At 69.0% G+C, this 20441-nt stretch carries 20 protein-coding genes; 3 read left to right on the forward strand and 17 right to left on the reverse strand.

Annotation, left to right across the window (positions count from 1 at the left end; genetic code table 11):
- Positions 1-294: 294 nt before the first annotated feature.
- From ACYP33_RS03205 to ACYP33_RS03255, 11 genes are all read right to left on the reverse strand, one after another.
- On the reverse strand, positions 295-3327 hold the full coding sequence (locus ACYP33_RS03205) for a type III restriction-modification system endonuclease (RefSeq protein WP_459619695.1): 3033 nt from the start codon (positions 3325-3327) through the stop codon (positions 295-297).
- A 44-nt stretch (positions 3328-3371) separates the two neighbouring features.
- Positions 3372-5396, reverse strand: coding sequence for a site-specific DNA-methyltransferase (locus ACYP33_RS03210; RefSeq protein WP_459619668.1), 2025 nt, complete (start codon positions 5394-5396; stop codon positions 3372-3374).
- A gap of 366 nt (positions 5397-5762) precedes the next feature.
- Positions 5763-6542 carry a flagellar biosynthetic protein FliR gene (gene fliR / locus ACYP33_RS03215; RefSeq protein WP_414443477.1) on the reverse strand — a complete coding sequence of 260 codons (780 nt, stop codon included), beginning with the start codon at positions 6540-6542 and terminating at the stop codon, positions 5763-5765.
- Between the two features lie 16 nt (positions 6543-6558).
- Positions 6559-6831, reverse strand: coding sequence for a flagellar biosynthesis protein FliQ (gene fliQ, locus ACYP33_RS03220; RefSeq protein ID WP_414443478.1), 273 nt, complete (start codon positions 6829-6831; stop codon positions 6559-6561).
- A gap of 8 nt (positions 6832-6839) precedes the next feature.
- Positions 6840-7652 carry a flagellar type III secretion system pore protein FliP gene (gene fliP, locus ACYP33_RS03225; protein ID WP_459619671.1) on the reverse strand — a complete coding sequence of 271 codons (813 nt, stop codon included), beginning with the start codon at positions 7650-7652 and terminating at the stop codon, positions 6840-6842.
- Positions 7653-7655: 3 nt separating this feature from the next.
- Complete coding sequence (fliO, locus tag ACYP33_RS03230; RefSeq protein ID WP_459619673.1) at positions 7656-8279, reverse strand: flagellar biosynthetic protein FliO; 624 nt, start codon at positions 8277-8279, stop codon at positions 7656-7658.
- Complete coding sequence (gene fliN, locus ACYP33_RS03235) at positions 8276-8722, reverse strand: flagellar motor switch protein FliN (protein ID WP_414450655.1); 447 nt, start codon at positions 8720-8722, stop codon at positions 8276-8278. The genes fliO and fliN overlap by 4 nt, the downstream gene beginning before the upstream one ends.
- Complete coding sequence (fliM, locus tag ACYP33_RS03240) at positions 8715-9713, reverse strand: flagellar motor switch protein FliM (protein ID WP_414450654.1); 999 nt, start codon at positions 9711-9713, stop codon at positions 8715-8717. The genes fliN and fliM overlap by 8 nt, the downstream gene beginning before the upstream one ends.
- Before the next feature lie 18 nt (positions 9714-9731).
- Positions 9732-10232: a flagellar basal body-associated protein FliL gene (gene fliL, locus ACYP33_RS03245; protein ID WP_414443483.1), complete on the reverse strand. Its 501-nt coding sequence runs from the start codon at positions 10230-10232 to the stop codon at positions 9732-9734.
- A 319-nt stretch (positions 10233-10551) separates the two neighbouring features.
- Complete coding sequence (locus tag ACYP33_RS03250) at positions 10552-11289, reverse strand: LrgB family protein (RefSeq protein WP_459619677.1); 738 nt, start codon at positions 11287-11289, stop codon at positions 10552-10554.
- A gap of 17 nt (positions 11290-11306) precedes the next feature.
- Entirely contained in the window at positions 11307-11864 is a 558-nt protein-coding gene (locus ACYP33_RS03255) for a CidA/LrgA family protein (RefSeq protein ID WP_459619679.1), read from the reverse strand.
- A 138-nt stretch (positions 11865-12002) separates the two neighbouring features.
- Between ACYP33_RS03255 and ACYP33_RS03260 the strand changes: the two genes are divergently transcribed.
- The gene (locus tag ACYP33_RS03260; protein WP_414450650.1) at positions 12003-12947 is read left to right on the forward strand and encodes a LysR family transcriptional regulator; all 945 of its coding nucleotides are present in this window, start codon (positions 12003-12005) and stop codon (positions 12945-12947) included.
- Between the two features lie 112 nt (positions 12948-13059).
- Here ACYP33_RS03260 and ACYP33_RS03265 read toward each other — a convergent pair whose 3' ends face one another.
- Positions 13060-13563 carry a MarR family winged helix-turn-helix transcriptional regulator gene (locus tag ACYP33_RS03265; protein ID WP_459619681.1) on the reverse strand — a complete coding sequence of 168 codons (504 nt, stop codon included), beginning with the start codon at positions 13561-13563 and terminating at the stop codon, positions 13060-13062.
- Between the two features lie 170 nt (positions 13564-13733).
- On the opposite strand from ACYP33_RS03265, the gene ACYP33_RS03270 reads away from it, so the two are divergent.
- Both ACYP33_RS03270 and ACYP33_RS03275 read left to right on the forward strand, forming a co-directional pair.
- Positions 13734-13997 carry a multidrug ABC transporter ATPase gene (locus ACYP33_RS03270; RefSeq protein ID WP_414450648.1) on the forward strand — a complete coding sequence of 88 codons (264 nt, stop codon included), beginning with the start codon at positions 13734-13736 and terminating at the stop codon, positions 13995-13997.
- A 248-nt stretch (positions 13998-14245) separates the two neighbouring features.
- Positions 14246-15784: an efflux transporter outer membrane subunit gene (locus ACYP33_RS03275; RefSeq protein ID WP_459619684.1), complete on the forward strand. Its 1539-nt coding sequence runs from the start codon at positions 14246-14248 to the stop codon at positions 15782-15784.
- Positions 15785-15903: 119 nt separating this feature from the next.
- On the opposite strand, the gene ACYP33_RS03280 is transcribed toward ACYP33_RS03275, so the two are convergent.
- The 5 genes from ACYP33_RS03280 to ACYP33_RS03300 all read right to left on the reverse strand — a co-directional run.
- Entirely contained in the window at positions 15904-16674 is a 771-nt protein-coding gene (locus ACYP33_RS03280) for a type II secretion system protein N (RefSeq protein WP_459619686.1), read from the reverse strand.
- A gap of 55 nt (positions 16675-16729) precedes the next feature.
- A complete protein-coding gene (gene gspM, locus ACYP33_RS03285; protein ID WP_414443491.1) occupies positions 16730-17236 on the reverse strand; it encodes a type II secretion system protein GspM in 507 nt (168 codons plus the stop codon).
- Entirely contained in the window at positions 17233-18651 is a 1419-nt protein-coding gene (gspL, locus tag ACYP33_RS03290) for a type II secretion system protein GspL (protein WP_459619688.1), read from the reverse strand. Before gspL ends, gspM begins: the two co-directional genes overlap by 4 nt.
- A gap of 23 nt (positions 18652-18674) precedes the next feature.
- Entirely contained in the window at positions 18675-19808 is a 1134-nt protein-coding gene (gene gspK, locus ACYP33_RS03295) for a type II secretion system minor pseudopilin GspK (protein ID WP_459619690.1), read from the reverse strand.
- On the reverse strand, positions 19805-20441 hold a 637-nt coding region (locus tag ACYP33_RS03300; RefSeq protein ID WP_459619692.1), incomplete at its 5' end, for a PulJ/GspJ family protein. The genes ACYP33_RS03300 and gspK, both read right to left, overlap by 4 nt.

The following is a 20441-nucleotide window of genomic DNA, read 5'->3' on the forward strand; positions in this document are numbered from 1 at the left end:
TGTGTTCCCTGTGACTGTTCACATCTCAACGGCACAGTTGTGCGGACTGCACAGCGCTGATCGAAAAGGCGTAAACGCGGTTATCCACAGCGGCAGGCGCCCTTTGTTAACTACTACTACTTGTGTATACGCAAAGCTAAGAACCAGTGGGGATAGCCACCGGCGTGGATAAGTGCGTGCACAACCGGTTTCGAATGCTGTGCGGGCAACGAGACGGCATCCACTCGCCCATGAAAAAAGGCCGGCGCAACATTCCGTCGCGCCGGCCTTCCACAGCCATCCAAGCTCGAAATCCTAAAACCCGAACGACCGCTGCCCCGTCACCCCCAGCAAATCATCCACGGTCCGGGCCCGCACGAAATGCACCGGCCCCTGCGCCCCGGCAATCGCCTTGAAATGCGCCTCGCCGCAGCCGATCTTGCGGCGCTCGCGGCCACGCAGTTCGGCATCGTCGGTGCGGCTGTCCATCTCGACCACATAGCACTGGCTCGGCGAACCGGCCTGCTCGACCAGCACGAGCCAATCGGGCCGGTAGTCGCCCAGCGGCGTCGGCACGCGGAACCAGGCCGGCAGCTTCGCGTACAGCGTCACGGCCTCGCGAGCCTCCAGCGCATCCACGAACGCGCGCTCGGCCGCAGAATCCACGGCGATGGCCGTGGTGATCGATTTGCGCGCGTCCTCGCGCAAATCCTTGCGATAGCCGGTCACGGGCTCGTCGACGAAGCGCGCGAGCGGCCACACCACGCCGTCGCCAATCCGCTTGTAGGCGATGCCGTCGACCAGCGCCTGCCGCTTGCAGCGGTTCACGGCGTCGCTCACCAGCGCGATGAACGCCTGCGGATTGATGCGGAACGCATCGAGCCGGCCGCTGCCGGTCAGCACGGCGGCCAGCGTGCGGCGCGTGAGCTGGGTGCGGTCCTGCAATTCGGTGAGCAGGTCGGGCAGCGCAACGTCACCCTCGTCGAGCACCACGGTGCCGGCCGACGCGGTTTCGGTGGCCTCCACGCCGGCCTTGCCGATCGAGATGTCGGCCTTGCGCCATTGCAGCCGCGCGCGCGGCACCTCGGGCGCGGCCTTCAGCGCCGCGATGCAGGCCTCGACGAGCGCGGCGTCATCGAAGCTCACGCGATACGTCGTGCGGGCCTGCACGCGGCTCCAGAGCGCCTGGAACGCCTCGCCCAGCACCACCGGTTGCCCGTTCGCGTCGGTCCGCAGCGCAAGCAGGCGGCGGTCGTCGGCGTTGCGCACGTCGAGCCGGCCCGACAGCTTGCGCAGCAACTCGACGATCCGGTGCCGCAGCGGCTCGAACGCCTCGGGCAACGGCAGCACACCGCCCTTGAGCACGATCTTCAGCGTATCGAGCACCTTGCCCTGCGCATCGATGAAGCCGCCCTCGTGCAGGTGCGCCCACAACGCGGCCGAGCGCGTCATGCCGAGCGGTGCGGCGGTGCCGTCGCCGTTCGTCACCGGAATCGCGGCGAACTGGTGCGTATCGACGATGCCGAAGCGAATGCCGGTATCGGCCTCGATCTCCCGCTGCAGGTTCGCGGCGAACTGCTCGTAGCTTTCGGTCGCGACCACGGTGAGCGTATTGACGTCGAAACCGCGCACCCGTTCGCCGCGCTGATCGACGGCCAGCCGCAGCCCGCGGCCGATGGTCTGGCGCCGCTCGCGCTCGGTGCGGATGTCGCGCAGCGTGCAGATCTGGAACACGTTCGGGTTGTCCCAGCCTTCCTTGAGCGCCGAGTGCGAGAAGATGAAGCGCAGCGGCGTGGCGAACGACAGCAGCCGCTCCTTCTCGCGCATGATCAGCCCGTAGGCGCGCTCGGCGTTCTCGCGGCCGCTCGCATTGCTGTCGCTGGTTTCGGTCCAGCCGCCCTTGCGGTCGATCGAGAAATAGCCGTCGTGCGCCGCTTCCACGTCGATCGCCGGATCGAAGTTCGCGAACAGCGCGCGGTACAGCGGCAGCCGCGCCGCACGCTTGTACTCATCTTCGAAGATCGCCGCGTACGGGCCCTTGACGGCCACGCCACCCGGTTCGTAGCGCCGGTAGCGCTCCACGCTGTCGACGAAGAACAGCGACAGCACCTTGACGCCGAGCGGCTTCAGGCGCAGCTCCTTGTCGAGATGCTCGCGGATCGTGCGGCGGATCATCTCGCGCTGGATCGCGAGCGGATCGACGTCGCCGTGCGCGTCACCCACCGCAAGGAACGCCTCACCGCCCGGGTAGCGCAGTTCGACGAATTCGTTGCCGCGCGTGGTGTCGATCTCGCCGATCCGGTAATCGGCGTACACGGCGCGGCGCGTCACGCGTTCGAGCAGGTCGCCGTCGCCGACCGTCACGGTCTGGCGCTCGACGCCTGACGGCGCGGCCACGTCGAGTTCCACGCGCGCGGCGATCGTGCCGCGCCGGTTGCTGACCGATACGAGCCGCACGTAAGGCTTGTTGTGCGCATCTTCCACCGTGGCCGACGCCACCTCGATCTGCTTGACGAGACGCCGCTCGTAGGCATCCACCGCATCGAGCCGGTAGACCATTTGATAGAGGTCCGCGTGCGTGGCCGAATAGCGCAGCGTGCAGAGCGGCGCCATCGCGTCGAGCGCTTCCTTGCCGCGGCCTTCGAGGCCGCCGTCCACGCTTTGCGGCTCGTCGACGATCAGGATCGGCCGCGTCGCGCGAATCAGGTCGATCGGCTTCTCGCCGCCGGTCTTCTCGCTCGGCTTGTAGAGGTTGTTGACGTCCTTGCGATTGATCGAGGCCACGGTGGCGACCATGATCTGCACGTTCGCGCTGGCCGCGAAACGGCGCACCTGGCCGAGCTTGGTCGAGTCGTACAGGAAATAGTCGAACGGCACGCCGTCGTAGAGCCGGCGGAAATGCGAGCGCGTGATGTCGAGCGTCTTGTGCACGCCTTCCTTGATCGCGACCGACGGCACCACGATCACGAACTTCGTGAAGCCGTAGCGGCGGTGCAGCTCGAAGATCGTGCGCAGATACACATAGGTCTTGCCGGTGCCGGTTTCCATCTCGACGGTGAAATCGGTGGACGCCAGCGGCCCCGACGGCGCGAGGCCGCCGCGCACCTGCACGTCGGCCAGGTTGCGCGCGAGCGCGGCCTCGTCGATCGCCAGCCGGTTGCCCACCGCGAGCGCCGTCTCGGCCACGCCGATCGGCATCTGGCGCGCGGCGCTGGTGGCGCCGTCGCCAATTTCAGCCGCATCCACGCTGAACGCGGCGCGATGCGCATCCTGCCCGCGAAACAGGTCGCACACCGCGTTGACCGCCTCGATCTGGTAATCGAGATCGGCCTCGAAATGCAGTTCCATCATCGGCGCGCCCGCGGCCTGCGCGTCGAACGTGTTGCGCGCCATCACAAGCTCCGGACGGAACGGATTCCGTGCTGTTCGAGGATCGCCGAGAGGTTCACCTTGGCCACGTCGTCCACGAACGCGCCGTCGCGGAACACGCAGGTCACGTCGTGCACGGGCGGGGCATCCACCGCATCGAGCACGCCCACGATGCCTTGCGCCAATACTTCGGCTTCCGAACGATCGATGCGCGCCGCGAAGCACGCGACGATCGCGCCGGCGATCACATGCACCTGCTTGCCGGCGATCGGCAGCGTGTCCACCGGTGCGCAGAGATCGAGGCCAAGCTTGATGGTCAGTTCGGCCAGCAAGTCCTGGTCGGTGCGGCCGGCCTTGATGTGTTCGACCGCATCGAGCAGCGATTGCTGCACGTTCGCGCCGCGCGGGTCCCATTCCACCACGTTGGTGGAATCGAGCCGGAACACGCGAAAGCCCACGTCGATGGCGGCCTCGGGATGCGCGTCGACGATCTTCGCGGCGGCACGGCGCAGCCGTTCCTTGGTGATCTCGGCGAGGTTGGCCGGGCGCTTGAGCTTCGCGCAGAACTCGGCCGCGGCCTTCTGATCCTTGCTCGACGCATCGAGCGGCTCGGGCAGTTGCACCAGCGCGAAACGGCGGCGGCCGCCGTCGGCGGCGTTGGCTTCCATCACCGCGTGCGCGGTGGTGCCGGAGCCAGCGAAGCAGTCGAGCACGAGATCGTCGCCGCCCGTGAGCCAGCCCACCAGCGCGGCCGAGAAATCGGTGGGCTTGGGCAGGTCGAACGGGATCGCCAGCGCCTTCAGGCGCGCGTCGTCGGAGCCGCCGAACGGCAGGATCGACGGCACGTTCTCGTGCAGGTTCTCGTCGAGGAAATAGATCCGCTGCGGCTGGGTGGTGTCGTCCGCGCCGAATTCGATCAAGCCCTTGTCGAGCAGCTCGCGCATGGTGGCGGGCGGGTTGCGCCAGCCGCGTTCGGGCACCGGGCAGGGCTTGCCGGTAACGGGGTGGGTCAGGGCGATGAAGTAGTCGTCGGGGGCGCGCTTCTTGTTCGGCCAGGCCATCGACACGAGCCGGTAGACGCGCCCGTCCGGCGACAGCCGGTCGTACATCGCCTCGCCGCCCGACAGCGTGGTTTGCGTGCGCAGCCACGCGCGGTAGGCCTGCGTGGCCTCGGCGATGGTGGCGGTGTCGGCGATCGCGTCGTGCGCGGCGTCGAGCATGCGCTGCGCGTTGCGCTTCGGGCGCTTGAGCGGCGCGTGCTCGTAGAGCCATTCGGCGTCGCGCGCGAACAGCACGATCGATTCGTGCTGATACGCGATGCCGCGCGCGTCGCCCTTCGGGTTGCGCTTGTCCCACACCGCCACGCCGAGCTCGTTCTCCTCGCCGAAGATCTCGCGCATCACCAGCACCAGCGCCGGCAGTTCGTGTTCGTCGATATGCACGGCGATCAGGCCGTCGCGCGCGAGCAGGTCGAACGCGAGCTTCAGGCGCGGGTACATCATGTTGAGCCAGTCGGTATGGAACCGGCCGCTCGCCTCGGTGTGGCTGCTGACCTTGACGCCGCCGGCCGCCTGGCCGGTCAGCGTGAGGTAGTGGCGCAGGCTGTCGGTGAAGTTGTCCGGGTAGACGAATTCCTTGCCGGTGTTGTACGGCGGATCGATATAGACCAGCTTGACCGAGCCGGCGTAGCTCTTGTGCAGCAGCTTGAGCACTTCGAGGTTGTCGCCCTCGACCATCAGGTTGCGCGTGTCGTCCCAGCTCAGGCTTTCGTCGCGGCAGGGCCGCAGCGTGCCGGTGGAGGGTGTCAGCGCGAGCTGGCGCGCGCGGCGCTTGCCGTGCCAGGCCAAGCCGTATTTCTCGTCGGCCTCGCCCACGGTGCGTTCGCCCATCAGCGCGCGCAGCACGTCGAGGTCGAGCGCGGCGCCGTCGGGGCCTTCGGTGACGGCCTCGGGGAACAGCGCCCGGAGCCGCGCCAGGTTGTCCGCCGCGAGATCCGCGGAGCGGGCCTCGGGACTGGCGGATTCGATCTTCTGCATCGTGTTTTCCATATCAAGCTTGAGTGGCGCGCCGGCTCGGGGTTCCCCGGCATCCGCCGCGACATGCCGCGATGGCCGGCGCGCCGTGTGGCGAACACGGCTTGCGCGGGCAGGGCGGGCGCGGCGGGAACGGTGGACCGAGGGTCGCGCCCGGCGCGTCAGGGCGCGCGAAAAGCGCCGAGCGGGCCGGGCGGCCGGACGAACATTCTGGGGTGTGAAACCGGGCCGGCGCAGCGGCCGGCGGCGGCGCTTCGCCGCGCCCGCCAGGCAGCGTTCGCGGCGCGCCCGATGGAAGCGGGCGAAGCAGGGAGCGGAGGGCGGAACACGGGGAAGGGCATGGCCGGCCGCGGGGCCGGTTTGCACAACGTGAGCCGAATTTTAACGGAAGCCCGCCGCCACGCGGCCCATCATCTCGTAGCCGTTGTCGAACAGGCGCGAGAAGAACGGAATCATGTTGGGCACCATCAACTGCACCAGCAGCATCCCGACCAGCATCAGCACGGGAAAGCCCACCTGGAAGATGCCGATCTGCGGCGCGGCGCGGTTCAGGATGCCGAGCGCCAGGTTGGCGATCAAGAGCGCCGCCACCACCGGCAGCGCGAGCAGCAGCCCCATCGAGAACACGTTGATGCCGGCCCCGACGATCACGCGCCAGCCGGCCGGATGCAGCAGGTCGGCCGACACCGGCACGCTGGAAAACGATTCGACGATGCCCGCGATCAATTGCAGATGCCCGTCGAACGCCACGAACGCGAGCATCGCGAACGCGTTGAGCACGCGGCCCAGCATCGGCGTGGTGCCGGCGTGCGGATCGAAGAAGGTGGCGAAGCCCAGGCCCATCTGCAGGCCGATGTAATCGCCGGCGGCTTCCACCACGGCGAACACGATCTGCATCGTGAAGCCGAGCGACACGCCGATCAGGAACTGGTTGATCAGGATCCAGATGCCCTCGGCCGAGAACACCGTGGCCTGCGGCAGCGGCCCGAGCGCGGGCGCCACGGCGATCGCGACGAACGCCGACACGCCGATCTTGACGCGCACCGGCACCGCCGCGTTGCCGATCAGCGGTGCTGTTGCGACCAGCGCGAGGATCCGCACGAACGGCCACAGGAAGGCCGTCAGCCAGACGTTCAGTTGCGCGTAGGTAACGGAGAACATCGGCGGGGCGCGGCGCTCAACTGACGCCGAGCGTGGCGACGTGCATCAGGATGTCGCGCGTGTAGTCGACCAGCGTGGACAGCATCCACGGCCCGGCGATCACCATCGCCACCACCACCGCGATCAGCTTCGGGATGAACGACAGCGTGGTTTCGTTGATCTGCGTGGCCGCCTGGAACAGGCTGACGACCAGGCCCACCACCAGCGCCACCAGCAGCAGCGGCGCGGCCAGCAGCAGGCCGATCATCATCGCCTGATGGGCCAGCGTCATGACGGTTTCGGGAGTCATCGCCGCTCCTAGGTGAAGCTTTGCGCGAGCGAGCCGATCAGCAGTTGCCAGCCATCCACCAGCACGAACAGCATCAGTTTGAACGGCAGCGAGATGGTGGTCGGCGAGACCATCATCATCCCCATCGACATCAGCACGCTCGCCACCACCAGGTCGATGATCACGAACGGGATGAAGATCGTGAAGCCGATCTGGAAGCCGGTCTTCAGCTCGCTGGTCAGGAACGCGGGCACCAGCAGCGGCAGCGGCACGTCTTCCGGGCCCTGCATCGGCGGCGCCTTGGCGATCTTTGCGAACAGCGCGAGATCGGTCTCGCGGGTCTGCTTGAGCATGAAGGTCTTGAACGGCGCGAGGCCGCGCTGCACCGCCTGATCCATCGGCAGCGTGCCGGCCGAGAACGGCTTGTAGCCGTCGTTGTAGGCGCGGTCGAGCACCGGCGACATGACGAACAGCGTCAGGAACAGCGCGAGGCCCACCAGCACCTGATTAGGCGGGGTGGTGGTGGTGCCGAGCGCCTGGCGCAGCAGCGACAGCACGATGATGATGCGCGTGAAGCTCGTCATCATCAGCACGATGGCCGGCAGGAACGACAGCATCGTGAGCAGCAGCATGGTCTGCACGCTCAACGAATACGTGGTGCCGCCGTTCGGGCCAGGGCTCGTATTGAAGGCCGGCAGGCCCTGCGCCTGCGCGTGGGCCAGCGACGGCAGCGTCAGCGCCGCCAGCGGCAGCAGCACGGCGGCCAGCGTCAGCGCGCGCGTGGCCAGCGAGGCGCGACGCGCCCGCTGCGCAATCCGCGCGATCGATCGAAACAGCGTCATATCTCAGGAATCCTTGCGGCCTCGGCCGCCCAGCCGCTTGGCGACTTCACCGCCCAGCGCGCTGCGAAAGCGCTCGCCGAACGAGCCGGCCAGCGCGTCGTCGGCCGGCGGGGCGTGGCCCGGGCCTTGCGGTGCGTTGCCGGCGCTCGCGCCCGCCGCCTCGGTCGAACCGGCCGAGCCGGCCGGCAACGTATGGAGCAGCCGCACGTTGCCGGGCGCGACGCCAAGCACCAGCCAGGTGTCGCCGATCTCGACCACGGTGGCGCTTTCCTTGCCGCCCACCGCCACGCTCGCCACCACCTTCAGCGCGCCGCCGCGCCGCGCGGGCTGGAACCCGAAGCGGCGCGCGAGCCAGGCGCAGCCGAACACCAGGCCGATCACCACGGCCAGGCCGACCACGGTTTGCAGCACGGCGCCCGCGCCGAGCGAGGGCACCGCAGAGCCGACCACCACGCCCGACGCGTAGGCCGCGGGGTGGTTGACGGCGTTCATGTCGGCCGCGCCTGCCACGGCCGGAGCCAGGGCCGACACGGCCAGCGCCGCGGCGGCGGCCACACCCGCGATGCGTGGCCGCACGGCCCGCACCACCGGCACGGCGCGCGCGACGGGCGCGGTTGCGGCGTTCATCGGTTCAGCTTCCGGATCCGCTCGGACGGCGTGATGATGTCGGTCAGCCGGATGCCGAACTTGTCGTTGACCACCACCACTTCGCCCTGGGCGATCAGGCAGCCGTTGACCAGCACGTCCATCGGCTCGCCGGCCAGGCCGTCCAGCTCCACCACCGAACCCTGCGCGAGTTGCAGCAGGTTGCGGATCGCGATCTTGGTGCGGCCCAGCTCGACGGTCATCTTGACGGGAATGTCGAGAATCAGGTCGATGTCGTTGTGGGTCGCGGTCGACGCGGCCTTCGACAGCGGCTGGAACACGCCGGCGCCGGTCGCGCCGGCCTCGATCGGCTGATCGTTCTGTTCGGCGAGCGCGGCCGCCCAGTCGTCCAGGCCGGCATCGTCGGCCGCCGCATCGGCGCCGGATTTCTTTTCGCTGTCGGGCGTCGGGTTCAGCTCAGTCATATCCACCTTCCTTCATCGTGTCGCTTGCGCTGATCATCCGGTTCACCCGCAGCGCGTATTGCCCATTGAAAATCCCGTAACCGCATTCCATCACCGGCACGCCGTCGACCTTGGCCGTCACGGCGTCGCCGATGTCGAGCGGCAGCACGTCGCCCACCCGCAGGTTCAGGATCCGTTCGAACGTGGTCGGCAGTTCGGCCAGATCGGCGGCCAGTTCGACCTCGGCGGCCTGCACCTGCTGCGACAGCACGCGTACCCAGCGGCGGTCCACTTCGAGCGCCTCGCCCTGGATCGGCGAACTCAGCACGTCGCGGATCGGCTCGATCATCGAGTACGGCATGCAGATGTGCAGCGTGCCGCCGGTCGAGCCGAACTCGATCGAGAACTGCGTGACGATCACGATCTCGTTGGGCGTGGCGACGTTGGCGAACTGCGTGTGCATCTCCGAGCGCACGTGCTCGAACTGCAGCGGCCGCACGCTCTTCCAGGCGGCCGTGTAATGCTCGAAGACCAGATGCAGCAGCCTGCTGATGATGCGCATCTCGGTCTGCGTGAAATCGCGGCCCTCGACCCGGGTATGGAACCGTCCGTCGCCGCCGAACAGGTTGTCGACCACGAAGAACACCAGGTTCGGGTCGAACACGAACAGCGACGTGCCGCGCAGCGGCTTGACGTGCACCAGGTTCAGGTTGGTCGGGATCGGCAGGTTGCGCGTGAATTCGCTGTACTTCTGCACCTTCACCTGGCTGACCGAAATTTCGGCCGTGCGGCGCATGAAGTTGAAGATGCCGACCCGCAGCAAACGCGCGAAGCGATCGTTGATGATCTCCATGCCGGGCATGCGCCCGCGGACGATCCGTTCCTGCGTCGCCAGGTTGTACGGGCGAACGCTGGCCCGATCGACGGGTTCGTCGCTCGAGTCGATTTCGCCTGTTACGCCTTTGAGGAGGGCATCGACCTCCTCCTGCGACATGAATTCTTCGTGGCCCATGGCGCTCCCTTGGCGGCGTTACTGGACGACGAAATCGGTGAACAGCACCTCGTCGACGCGAGCGCTGCGATTGCCCGGCTGCGTGGGCTGTTCGATCAGCTTGCGCAGCTCGTCGGCCAGCGCGCGCTTGCCGTCCAGCGACGCGAGGTCTTCCGGATGCTTGTTCGACAGCGCCAGCAGGATCCGGCTGCGGATCTCCGGCATGTGCTGGGTCAGGTATTCCTGCGCGGTCGCGTCGGTCAGCTTCAGCGTCAGGCCGACGCGCAGGTAGTGCAGGCCGTCATCGGATTGCAGGTTCACCGTCATCGATTCGAGCGGGAAGAACACCGGCGTCGCCAGCGGCGGCGGCGGGGGCGGCGGAACGTTCGATGCCGAAGCCGGATGCTTCGACAGGAAGAACCACGCGCCGGCGCCGCCCGCGGCGGCAAGGGCGATGCCGATCAGCGCGAACAGGATGATGCGTTTGAACTTGCCGGTGGGCGGGCGTTCGGATGCGGCGGATGCGGTCGTGGTGGCCATGGGCGTGCGTACTGGTTGACTCGTAGCCGGATTGTCAGGGGGCAACCGGTCGCGCGATGTGACGAACAGAGGGGGGATTTGCGCCTATCTCGCCGGTTTGTCGAACCGGGGCGGGCGCGGCAGCCCCGATGAAGGCCGCGGGCGCGGAAGCGGGGCGGGTTGCGGGAGCAAGGCGGGGCGGGCCTTCGGGCCGGCTGGGGCGGGGCGGGCGGGTGGTTGGACGGGGCGTTCGGGGAGTCAGCCGTAAATCGGCCGCGATCCGGTGGCGTGGGCGCACCGGGCGGCAAAACCCGCACCCGCCCAACCCTGCCGCGCACACCTACATCGGCAAATGCGCGAGCAGCGGCGCGATCAGCACCATCGCCACGCCGGCGATCATCATCGTCAGGCTCGACACCACGCCTTCCTCGCCGCCGATCTCGCGCGCCTTGGCGGTGCCGATCGCATGCGCGGCGGCGCCGAACAGCGCCCCGCGCGCGAGCCGCGAGCGCAGCGGCAGCACGGCCAGCATGAATTCGCCCATCAGCATCCCGCACACGCCGGTGACGATCACGAACAGCGCGGTCAGGTCGTGCGGCGCGTGCAGGCGGTCCGACACGGCGATCGCGAACGGTGTCGAGATCGAGCGCGTGACGAGCGTGCGCTGCAGCTCGGGCGACAGGTGCAGCAGCTTGGCCAGCAGCAGCGAGCCACCGACCGCCGCGACGATCCCCACCACCACGCCCACCGACAGCGACAGCCAGTGGCGGCGGATCAGGTGCCGGTATTCGTGGATCGGCACCGCGAACGCGATGGTGGCCGGCCCGAGCAGCCACATCAGCCAGCGCGTGTCGTGGAAGTAGACGGGATAGGGCAGGCCGGTCAGCGCGAGCGCGGCCACCAGCAGCACCGGCACCGCCACCAGCGGCGAGAACAGCAGCGTCTTGCGCGCCCGGTACAGCCGCTTCGCGCCGAGATAGAGCGCGATCGTCACGACGAAGCAGGCGGCCGAGAGCGCGGCGTTGGCGGCCGGCGACAGTGCGGCGAAATCGACGAGATCGACGAGATCGAATCTCATGACGGGCTCCGGGCGGCTCAGGCAGCGGGCCGGGCGCGCTGGGCAAGCGCTTCGCGGGCCTCCCGCGCCTGGCGGATTTCACGGGTCTTGCGGATCTGGCGTGCCGCGCGCGCGCGTCGACCGCGTTCGAGCCGCCGTTCCAGGCGCGCGGCCTGCTCGACGGCCAGCGCCACCGCGCACATCACGAACGCCGTGCCGACCACCAACAACAGCGCAAGCTGCCAGCCGTTGGCGCGGAACAGCCCGCCGTACTGCACGGCCGCGACGGTCGCCGGGATGAAGAACAGCAGCATGTCGGTGAGCAGCCAGTTCGCGCCGTCCTTCACCGCAGCCGGCGCGAGGCGGCCCGACATCAGCAGCGCGAGCACCGCCGCCATGCCGAGGATGCCGGCCGGAATCGGCAGCGAGAACGCCCGCACCAGTTGATCGAGCACGGCCCACAGCGCGGCCAGCGCGCCGGCCTGCCAGACGATGCGCAGCCCGCGCCGCATCGCCCCGGCCGGAGCCGAGCGCACGGGGGCGGTCGGCTCGGGGGCGGGCGCTGATGAAACGGTGGCGGGCGTGAACTTCGGCATGACGTCGGGTGCGGCTTGATCAATGGGATGGGGCGAGTATAGGATTGGCGCTGTCATAAATAAAATGACTTGTTCCCATCAAAACCATTCCGGATCGGAATTCCCCGGCCGGGAATCCTGACGTTCACCGGAGGCGTGATGGAACTGCGTGCGCTGCGTTATTTCGTCGAGGTGGTCCGCCAGCAAAGCTTCACGGCGGCGGCCGAGCAGATGTTCGTGACCCAGCCGACCATCAGCAAGATGGTCAAGGCGCTGGAGGACGAGGTCGGCTCGCCGCTGCTGCTGCGCGACAGCCGCCAGATGACGCTGACCGACGCCGGGCGGATCGTCTACCAGCGCGGCCAGGACGTGCTTGCCGCGCAGGCGCAGTTGCAGGCCGAACTCGACGATCTGGCCGAACTGGGGCGCGGCGAGCTGACCATCGGCATCCCGCCGCTCGGCGGCGCCGCCTTCACGCCTGCCATCGCGGCGTTCCGCCAGCGCTATCCGAACATCGAACTGAAGCTCTACGAGCAGGGCGCGCGCACCATCGAGACGGCGCTCGCGGCCGGCGAACTCGAACTGGGCGGGGTGCTGGAGCCGGTCGATCCGGCCGTGTTCGACGTGCTGCGCATGGTGCGCGCGCCGCTCTGGCTGGTGGCGCGGCGCGGTGCGCGCTGGGATCGCGACGATACGGTGGCGCTGGCCGATCTGGCCGAGGAACCGTTCGTGTTCTACGCCGAGGCGCTCGCGCTGCACCAGGCCGTGCTCGACGCCTGCGCGCAGGCCGGCTTCACGCCGTCGATCGTCAGCCGCAGCGGGCATTGGGATTTCATGGCGGCGCTGGTGCATGCCGGCGTGGGCATCGCGTTGCTGCCCGAGCCGTATTGCCGCCGGCTCGATCCGGCCCAGTTCAGTTGCCGGCCGATCGTCGAACCGGAAATCCAGTGGTCGATCGCGGTGGGCTGGCTCAAGCGCGGATACCTGTCGCATGCGGCGCGCGCCTGGCTCGAGGTGGCGCGCGAGGTCGGCCCGGCCGATCCGGGCAGCGATCTGGCGTTCGACAGCCTGCGGATCTGGGGGCAGGACGGCGGGCGGCGATAAGCGCGGCGATACGGCGCCAGGCCCATGTCAGGTCGATTGCTGCCGGGGCAAGGATGAACCAGCGGGAAAACGGCCGATTACGGCCAGGCCAGCAGCCGGGATTCGATGCTTCTCAGGCTCCGACGGGCGCGTCCGGCGTGGTCAACGCCACAGCCGCCGCAGCGGCCGTTTCCGGCGTATTCGCGATGAAACGCTGCAGCAGCGAAGTCATGGTGTGCAACTCGTCGGCCGAAAAGCCCGTCAGTTGCGCATTCAGTTCGCCGGCCACCAGCCCCGGCAGCGCCTGCGCGGCTTGCGCGCCTCGCTCGGTCAGCGCCAGCTCGATCACGCGGCGGTCCGCCGCGCTGCGCCGGCGCTCCAGCAGCCCCTTCTTTTCGAGCCGGTCGAGCATGCGCGTCATCGAGCCGCTGTCGTAGCAAAGCCGCCGCGACAGTTCGAGCGGCGTGCCGGCCTCGCCGCGCGCCAGCATCAACATCACGCCGATCTGCTGCGCGGTCAGCCCGAGCGGCGCGAGCGCGTGATCCATCCGCTCGACGAACGCCTGCCGCGCGCGCGTCAGGTAGAAACCGACGCTCGTTTCCAAATCGATGCTGCGGGGATCGTAAAGGAGGGTCATCGCGCGGGCGAAAAGTGTTGTTTCCGAGATAAATTCTCGCCCAGTATCTTGAAAATTGATTGCATGGTCAATATTATTTCAGGCAATCATTCTTTCGTTTCAGACATCCGCGAGCACCCAGCCCACTCTTGCCTGAACCGCCTTTGAGCCATTCGCCGAGGAAGTTCGTCATGCCGTTCCTGATCCCGATCGCCAGCGCCCTGCGCCGTTACGCCCGTCCCTTGCTCGCCCGCTCGCCGCGCGGCTGGAAGCTCGCGTTGATGGTGGCGATGCTGGTGCTGCCGGGCGGCTCGCTGGCGGCGCTCGGTTTTGCCTGGTTCGAGCAGCGGCGCCAGCGCGCGCGGGACGGCAAGGCGACGGCCGACGAGCCGTCGTCGTGGCAGCGCCTACTCGCGCTTGTCACACCGCCGCAGCCGCCCCATCCCGTACATTGACGCGCTGACGCCCACCCGCCGGCGCGGCCCGCCCCGCCGGCCGACCTTTCTGCGCCGTAATCGCCTGTAACCACGCCCTCCCTCCCGGTAACACCTGCGCACGCACCCAGCCTTTACCCTTACGGCTTTCCGGTTCGTTTTTGCCGCATTCGTCAGTTACCATTCCGGCCAGGCCGGCCGCCGCCGCGCCGGTAGCCGCATCGTTCGCCGGCCCGCGAGCGGGCGGCGCCCAGACAGGAATCCAGTCCATGCAGCCAGTTTTCCCCTCGCGGTCACGTCATGCGCTGCGCATCGCCGTGTCCGCCGCCGTCGCGGCGCTCTTCGCCGGATGTGCGGTCGGCCCCGACTACCATCGCCCCGACGTGTCGATCCCGGCCGCGTACAAGGAAGCGCCGGACGGCTGGAAGGTCGCGCAACCGGACGACCGCACCGATCGCGGCGCGTGGTGGAGCGTCTATCAGGATCCGCAGCTCGACGACCTGATGACCAAGCTCGACGCCGCCAACCAGTCGATCGCGCAATTCGCGGCCGCCTATCGGCAGGCCCGCGCGCAGGTCGCGCAGGCCCGCGCGGCCTACTTCCCGACGCTCGGCGCCACCTTCGGCGGCACCCGTTCGTCCAGCCCCGGCGGCTCCACGCAGGGCTTCACCACCGGCCGCAGCAACAGCACCGCGTACAGCGCCGGCCTCGACGCCTCGTGGGAGCCCGACCTGTGGGGCAAGGTCAGCCGCACCGTCAGCTCCCAGAAGGCCGGCCAGCAGGCCGCCGCCGCCGATCTGGCGAACGCCCGGCTGTCGGCGCAGGGCACGCTCGCGCAAACCTATTTCCAGCTACGCGAAACGGACGCCGCGCAGAAGCTGCTCGACGACACCGTCGCCGCCTTCCAGCGCTCGCTGCAACTGACGCAGAACCAATATGCGCAGGGCGTGGCCGCGCGCTCGGACGTGATCCAGGCGCAAACCCAGCTCCAGTCGGCGCAGGCCGCCGCGATCGACAACGGCATCGCCCGCGCGCAATTCGAGCATGCGATCGCCACGCTGATCGGCGTGCCGGCCTCCAGCTTCGCGCTCGGGCCGATGCCGCTGACGGCCGAGCCGCCGGCCACCCCGGCCGTGGTGCCGTCGGTGATCCTCGAACGCCGGCCCGACGTGGCCGCCGCCGAACGCCGCGCGGCCGCCGCCAACGAGCAGATCGGCGTGGCCATCGCCGCGTTCTTCCCGACCCTCACGCTGTCGGCCACCGGCGGCGTGCAAAGCTCGGCCTGGTCGCAACTGTTCTCGCTGCCGTCGCGAGTCTGGACGGTCGGCCCGCAACTGGCCGCCACGCTGTTCGACGCGGGCCTGCGCGCCGCGCAAACCGACGCCGCGCGCGCCAGCTACGACCAGACCGTCGCCGAATACCGCGCGGCCGTGCTGACCGCGTTCCAGGACGTGGAAGACAACCTCGCCTCGCAGCGCATCCTCGCCAACGAGATCGTCGTGCAGCGCCAGGCCGTGGAATCGGCGCAGCATGCGCTCGACATCATCACGAACCAGTACAAGGCCGGCACCGTGGCCTTCCTGAGCGTGCTGACGGCGCAAACCACGGCGTTTACGGCCGAGCAGAAGCTCGTCACGCTGTCGGGCAGCCGGATGGTGTCGTCGGTGAATCTCGTGAAATCGCTGGGCGGCGGATGGGACGTCTCGCAGATGGATCGCGAGACGGGCGGCGTGGCCGCACCCGCCTCGGCTTCAACGCCGGCTGCCGCGCCGGTGGCCGCCTCGTCGGCGTCGGCCGCCAAGGGCTGAACGCCCGCATGACGTCGGCCCGGTGAGGCCGGGCGCGGCGGCTTGCTCACCGCCGCGCCGTGTTCCTGTCTTTTCCTCTTGCATCGCCCGGCGGCCTTGCACCGCCGGGCGCATCCTGCTCAAAACGTCAGCGTGACCTTGCCCGGGCCGATCGGCTTGCCGAGCAGGTTCAGCAGCCCCGCGAGGTTCTCGCGATGCGCTTCGTCGGCCTCGGCCGTGCCGTTGAACACCGAGGTGGCGCCCGCGAACGTGCCGTGCCCTTCCAGCGACAACGGCCCGTTCAGCGTGGACAGATCGAGCGTGGAGTTCGCCCCCTGTGCCTGCCAGACGGCGCGATACGAGCCGAGCGGCTTGACGATCGAGATCCGCGAGCTGACGTCGTGCATGGTGACGGTGAGCCGTCCGAACACGTCCTGGCCGAACAGCCGCCAGTCGCTCCAGTCGATCCGCACGTCGCCCTGCAGGTCGAGCGTGTTGAACGGCGTGCCGAGCCCGGCCAGCAGCGAGGCCGGCACGGCCATCGCGCCGGCCGACACGGTCGCGCCGCGCAGCGTGGCGTTGACGGTGACGGGATCGGGCATCGCCTGGGTCTGGCGCATCTGCATCTGCACGCGGCCCGTGAACAGCGGCCAGAACGCGGTGCGCCATTCGATCCGGCCCGGCAGCAGCGTCGAGGTGCTGCGGTCGCTGCCCGGCGCCAGCAGCAGCGTGGCCGAGCCGTGCCACAGCGAGCCGTCGGGATCGACCAGATTGACGTGCCCGCCGGTCGCGCGCGAGAACTGCGGCGTGACCCACGCGGCGGGCAGCAGCGCGACGATCACCACGCCGATCGCCAGCACGCCGGTCAGGCACCACGGCAGCGCCGCGCGAATTCGCCTCCACAAGCTCATTGGCTTACCGCTCCCGACATCATGCCGCGGGCTGGGTTGCGTGCTTCCATGGGTTTCACTTGTTGACGCTCGACGGTTGCATCACGACGGTCAGGTCCACCTGGCCGTCTTCCTTCAGGGCGGTGGCATGCGCCTCGCCCACCTGTACCTTGAACTGCTTGCGCACGTCGTCGGCCCATTGCGTCCAGATCGGGAACGCCACGTTCTTCAACTGCACCTGCACGCCGTTGCCCACCACCTGCACCTGCGCGGCGGTGATGCCGTGGTCGGTCAGCGAGCCGTTCAGCGCGTCGCGCAGCGCCACGCCGGTGGGCGCGACGCCCTGCGCGGCGGCGGCCAGCGAGCGCGCCTCGTTGGCCTGCTCGGTCATCTGCGCCAGTTGCAGGCGCATCGCCGGCAGCGCGTGCGCGATGCGCTCGCTGTTGTCCTGCGCCGGCGCCCACAGCAGCGAATACAGCACGTACGCCACCAGCAACGCACCGCCCCAGCCGAGCAACATCTTTTCGCGCGAATTGCGCTCGTCCCAGAACTGGGTCAGGGTTTCGGTCAACTCCGCCTTCATGATCCGCTCCGGATGGTCCATTTGCCCGTGCTGCTGTCGATCTCGCCCGTCAGGCCGTTACGCGCGAGGCGCGTGCCGAAATCGGGATCGACCTTCACCTCGGGCTTGAAGCCGACGTCGAGCCGGCGGTCGTGATAATCGAGCGAGGCGATGCCGTTGGCCGGCAGCGGCCCGAACGAACGCGCCACGCCGCTGGCCAGCGCCAGGAAATCGTTCGGCGACAGCTCGCCGGCCGCCACCCGCAACTGGTCGATCTGGCGCGTCATCTGCGCGGGCGGATCGAGCACCACGGTGGTTTTCGGGAACGCCGTCAGCAGCGTTTCGGTGATCTGCGCCGACAGCGCGTCGCGCTCGTGCGCCAGCCGCCACCAGTGGATGTTGATGCCGATCACGGCGATCACCAGCGTGACGGCCGCCAGCGCGGCCGGCAGCTTCAGGCGCGAAATGGTGGCCCGGTCGAAGCGCCACGGCATCGCTTCGAAATCGAACTGGCAGAGGTTGAAGCGGGCTTCGCGCGCGCGCCGCGCGAACGCGTCGAACGGCAGCGGCGTGGTGCCCGGAATCGCGTCGGGCGCGGCCTGCGGGGTGATCGAGGCGAGTTGCGGCTCCGCACCGGGCGCGCCGAGCTGATACAGCTCGAACGGTGCCCCGGCGGTCAGCGCGGCCAGCGTGGAACCGGCCGAGGCGGCCGGCGCGGTCAGCCCTTCGCCAAGCAGGCCGCGCGCGATGGCGAGTTCGACGCGCGGCGCGGCCGCGATCGACAGCGCCGCATCCACCGGCATCGAATCGATGCGCGCCACGATGGCGGCCACGATCGGCACCCGCAGCGGCTCGCCGTTCGCGCCGGTGTGGGCCGCCACTACCGCCGGCGCTTCGGCCGGCGAGATCACGGCGGCTTCGGTGATGCCGTCCGCATCGTCATCCTCACCGGCGGCCGGCACCGGCTCGGCGGCGGGCGCGAGCGGCGCCCCGTCGGGCAGCGGCAGGCAGCGCGTGGCCGGCACGGCGCGGATCGCGCGATGGCCGGCCGCCTTGAACGCCTCGATCGCGAAGCGGAACCACTCGCGGTCGATCACGGCCAGCACGCGCCGGCCATCGGGCAACGCAACCGGATCGACGGCGATATGGCACGCCTGCGGGTCCTGGATCAGGTAGTCCTCGACGATGTTCGGCAGCGCCTGGCGCAGCTTCGGCCCCTTCACGGCGGGCACGGCGGCGGCCAGCAGCAGCAGGTCGCGCGCGGCCACCACCAGCACCGTGGTGGCGGCATGCGGCAGCGACGCCAGCGATGCACGGCCCGCGCGTTGCGTATGGCCGGCCTTGTCGACGAGCGCGAACGACAATTCGGGCCATTGCCACTCCGGCAGCGGCACGGCCGGTTCGCGCGGCGGCAAAACAACAATCAACGTGCTCAAGACACCTCTCCCGAATGGCGTTGTTATAGCTGATCGGATATCCGCACGACGCGCGTGGTGTGCGTCATCGAATCGCGATACACGAGCGAATTGCGGTCGATCTCCGCGCGCCCGTGCTCAATATGCCCGTGAACGATGAAATAACTGCTGGTGACGTCGATCTGGGTGGGATCCAGCAACGTATTCGGCACGCCGGTGGCCTGCAGCGCGAGCTGGGCGTCGCCGACGTTGCGGAAAAACACGTTCTCGCGGCGCGCCACCAGCGTCTGCGCCGACGACACCGACAGCCCCGGCAGCAGCGCCGCGATCACCTCGGCGCGCGCGGTATTGAGGTTGACCGGCGTGACGGTGGGCAGCACCGTCACGAACGGCCGCAGCCGCTCGACGACCTCGGGCGTCACGCCGTTCACGTCGAGCAGCGAGGCCACGCTGATCGGCACGATCGGCGAGGCGCCATGGCTCGCGTCGGTGCCGCCGTCGTCGTCCTCGAAACCGGGGTCGGGCTGGCCCGAATTGGTATTGCCGCCGGTCGGTACCGGCAGGGCGGCGGTGCCGGGCGCGTTGGCCATCTGGAAGCGCGTGGCCGAATTGCGCAGCGCGGCGCGCATCTGCTGCGCGATGCGCAGCGCCAGTTGCGAATCGATCGACAGCGAGGTCAGCAAGCGCTTGAGCGTGCCGATCGCCGACGCGTTGAGCTGCAGCACGCCGGGCGCGGGCGTGGTCACCAGGTTGCGCAGGTTGAAACGCGCCTGCGCGTCCTCGATGTCGCCGGACAGATAAGTGTCGTCGTCGCCCGAGACATCGGTGACGCCGATCTTGCCGAGGAAATCGGACAGCCGGGTCTTCGCGATCGGCACCGCCCAGATGCCGCCCAAATACGTGACGCCGGGCGAGGTGTCGCCTTCCGAGCGCAGGATCATGCGGGTCCAGTCGAGCGCGCCGCGCGCCACCCATTGCGCCTGCATCAGCAGGCGCTGGTTCTCGATGCGGCGGATCTGCACCTGCTGGCGCCAGAGCATGCCCGACACGAGGATCGCGGTGAGCGCCACCACCAGCAGCGCGCTGATGATCGCGACGCCGCGCTGGCGGCGTGCACCGGGCCGGGCGGGCAAGGCAGGAGAGGAGGGCGGCAGCGGCCGGAAGGTGCGCATCGTCATTCCCCGATCAGGAACACGCGCCGGATCGGCTTGTGCAGCGAGGTGGCGCCGATGCCGACCTCGAGCCCCGTGACCGAACGCTCGGGCGGCCCGTTGCCGACGATCGGCTGCTTCATCGCCTGGTTGTTCTTGGCGAGCGCGTCGTCGGCGCTCGGCATGTTGATGGTCCAGCCGACCTTCGGCACGTAAATGCGCGCCGTGATCGAGCCGACGCCGCGCATCAGCGGCACGCTGCTCCAGCCGTCCAGGCTGTCGCTGCCGAGCATGCCGCGCAGCACGCGCGCGTCGGAAATGGGCGGCGAGGCGTGGCGCACCACGCGGCCCGACGCGATCAGGTAGCGCACGATCTGCAGGCGCGGAGCGCCGCCGGGCGTGTCGAAATAGCGGACGATCTGCAAGGTGTTGCCGGACACGCGCACGGCCGGCTGGCCGGCTTCGTCGTCGCTGACGGCGCGGCGCGCGTCGATGCGCATCTGGTCGAACATCTGCGCGAAGGTGCGCTCGTCCTCCATCACCGCTTCCACGTGATTGCGGCCGCGAATCACCTGATCGAGCCCGCGCCACGACAGCAGCGCGAGCACCGCCATGATCGCGATCGCGATCAGCAGCTCGATCAGCGTGAAGCCGCGCGCG

The organism is Burkholderia sp. 3C (genome assembly GCF_054589155.1).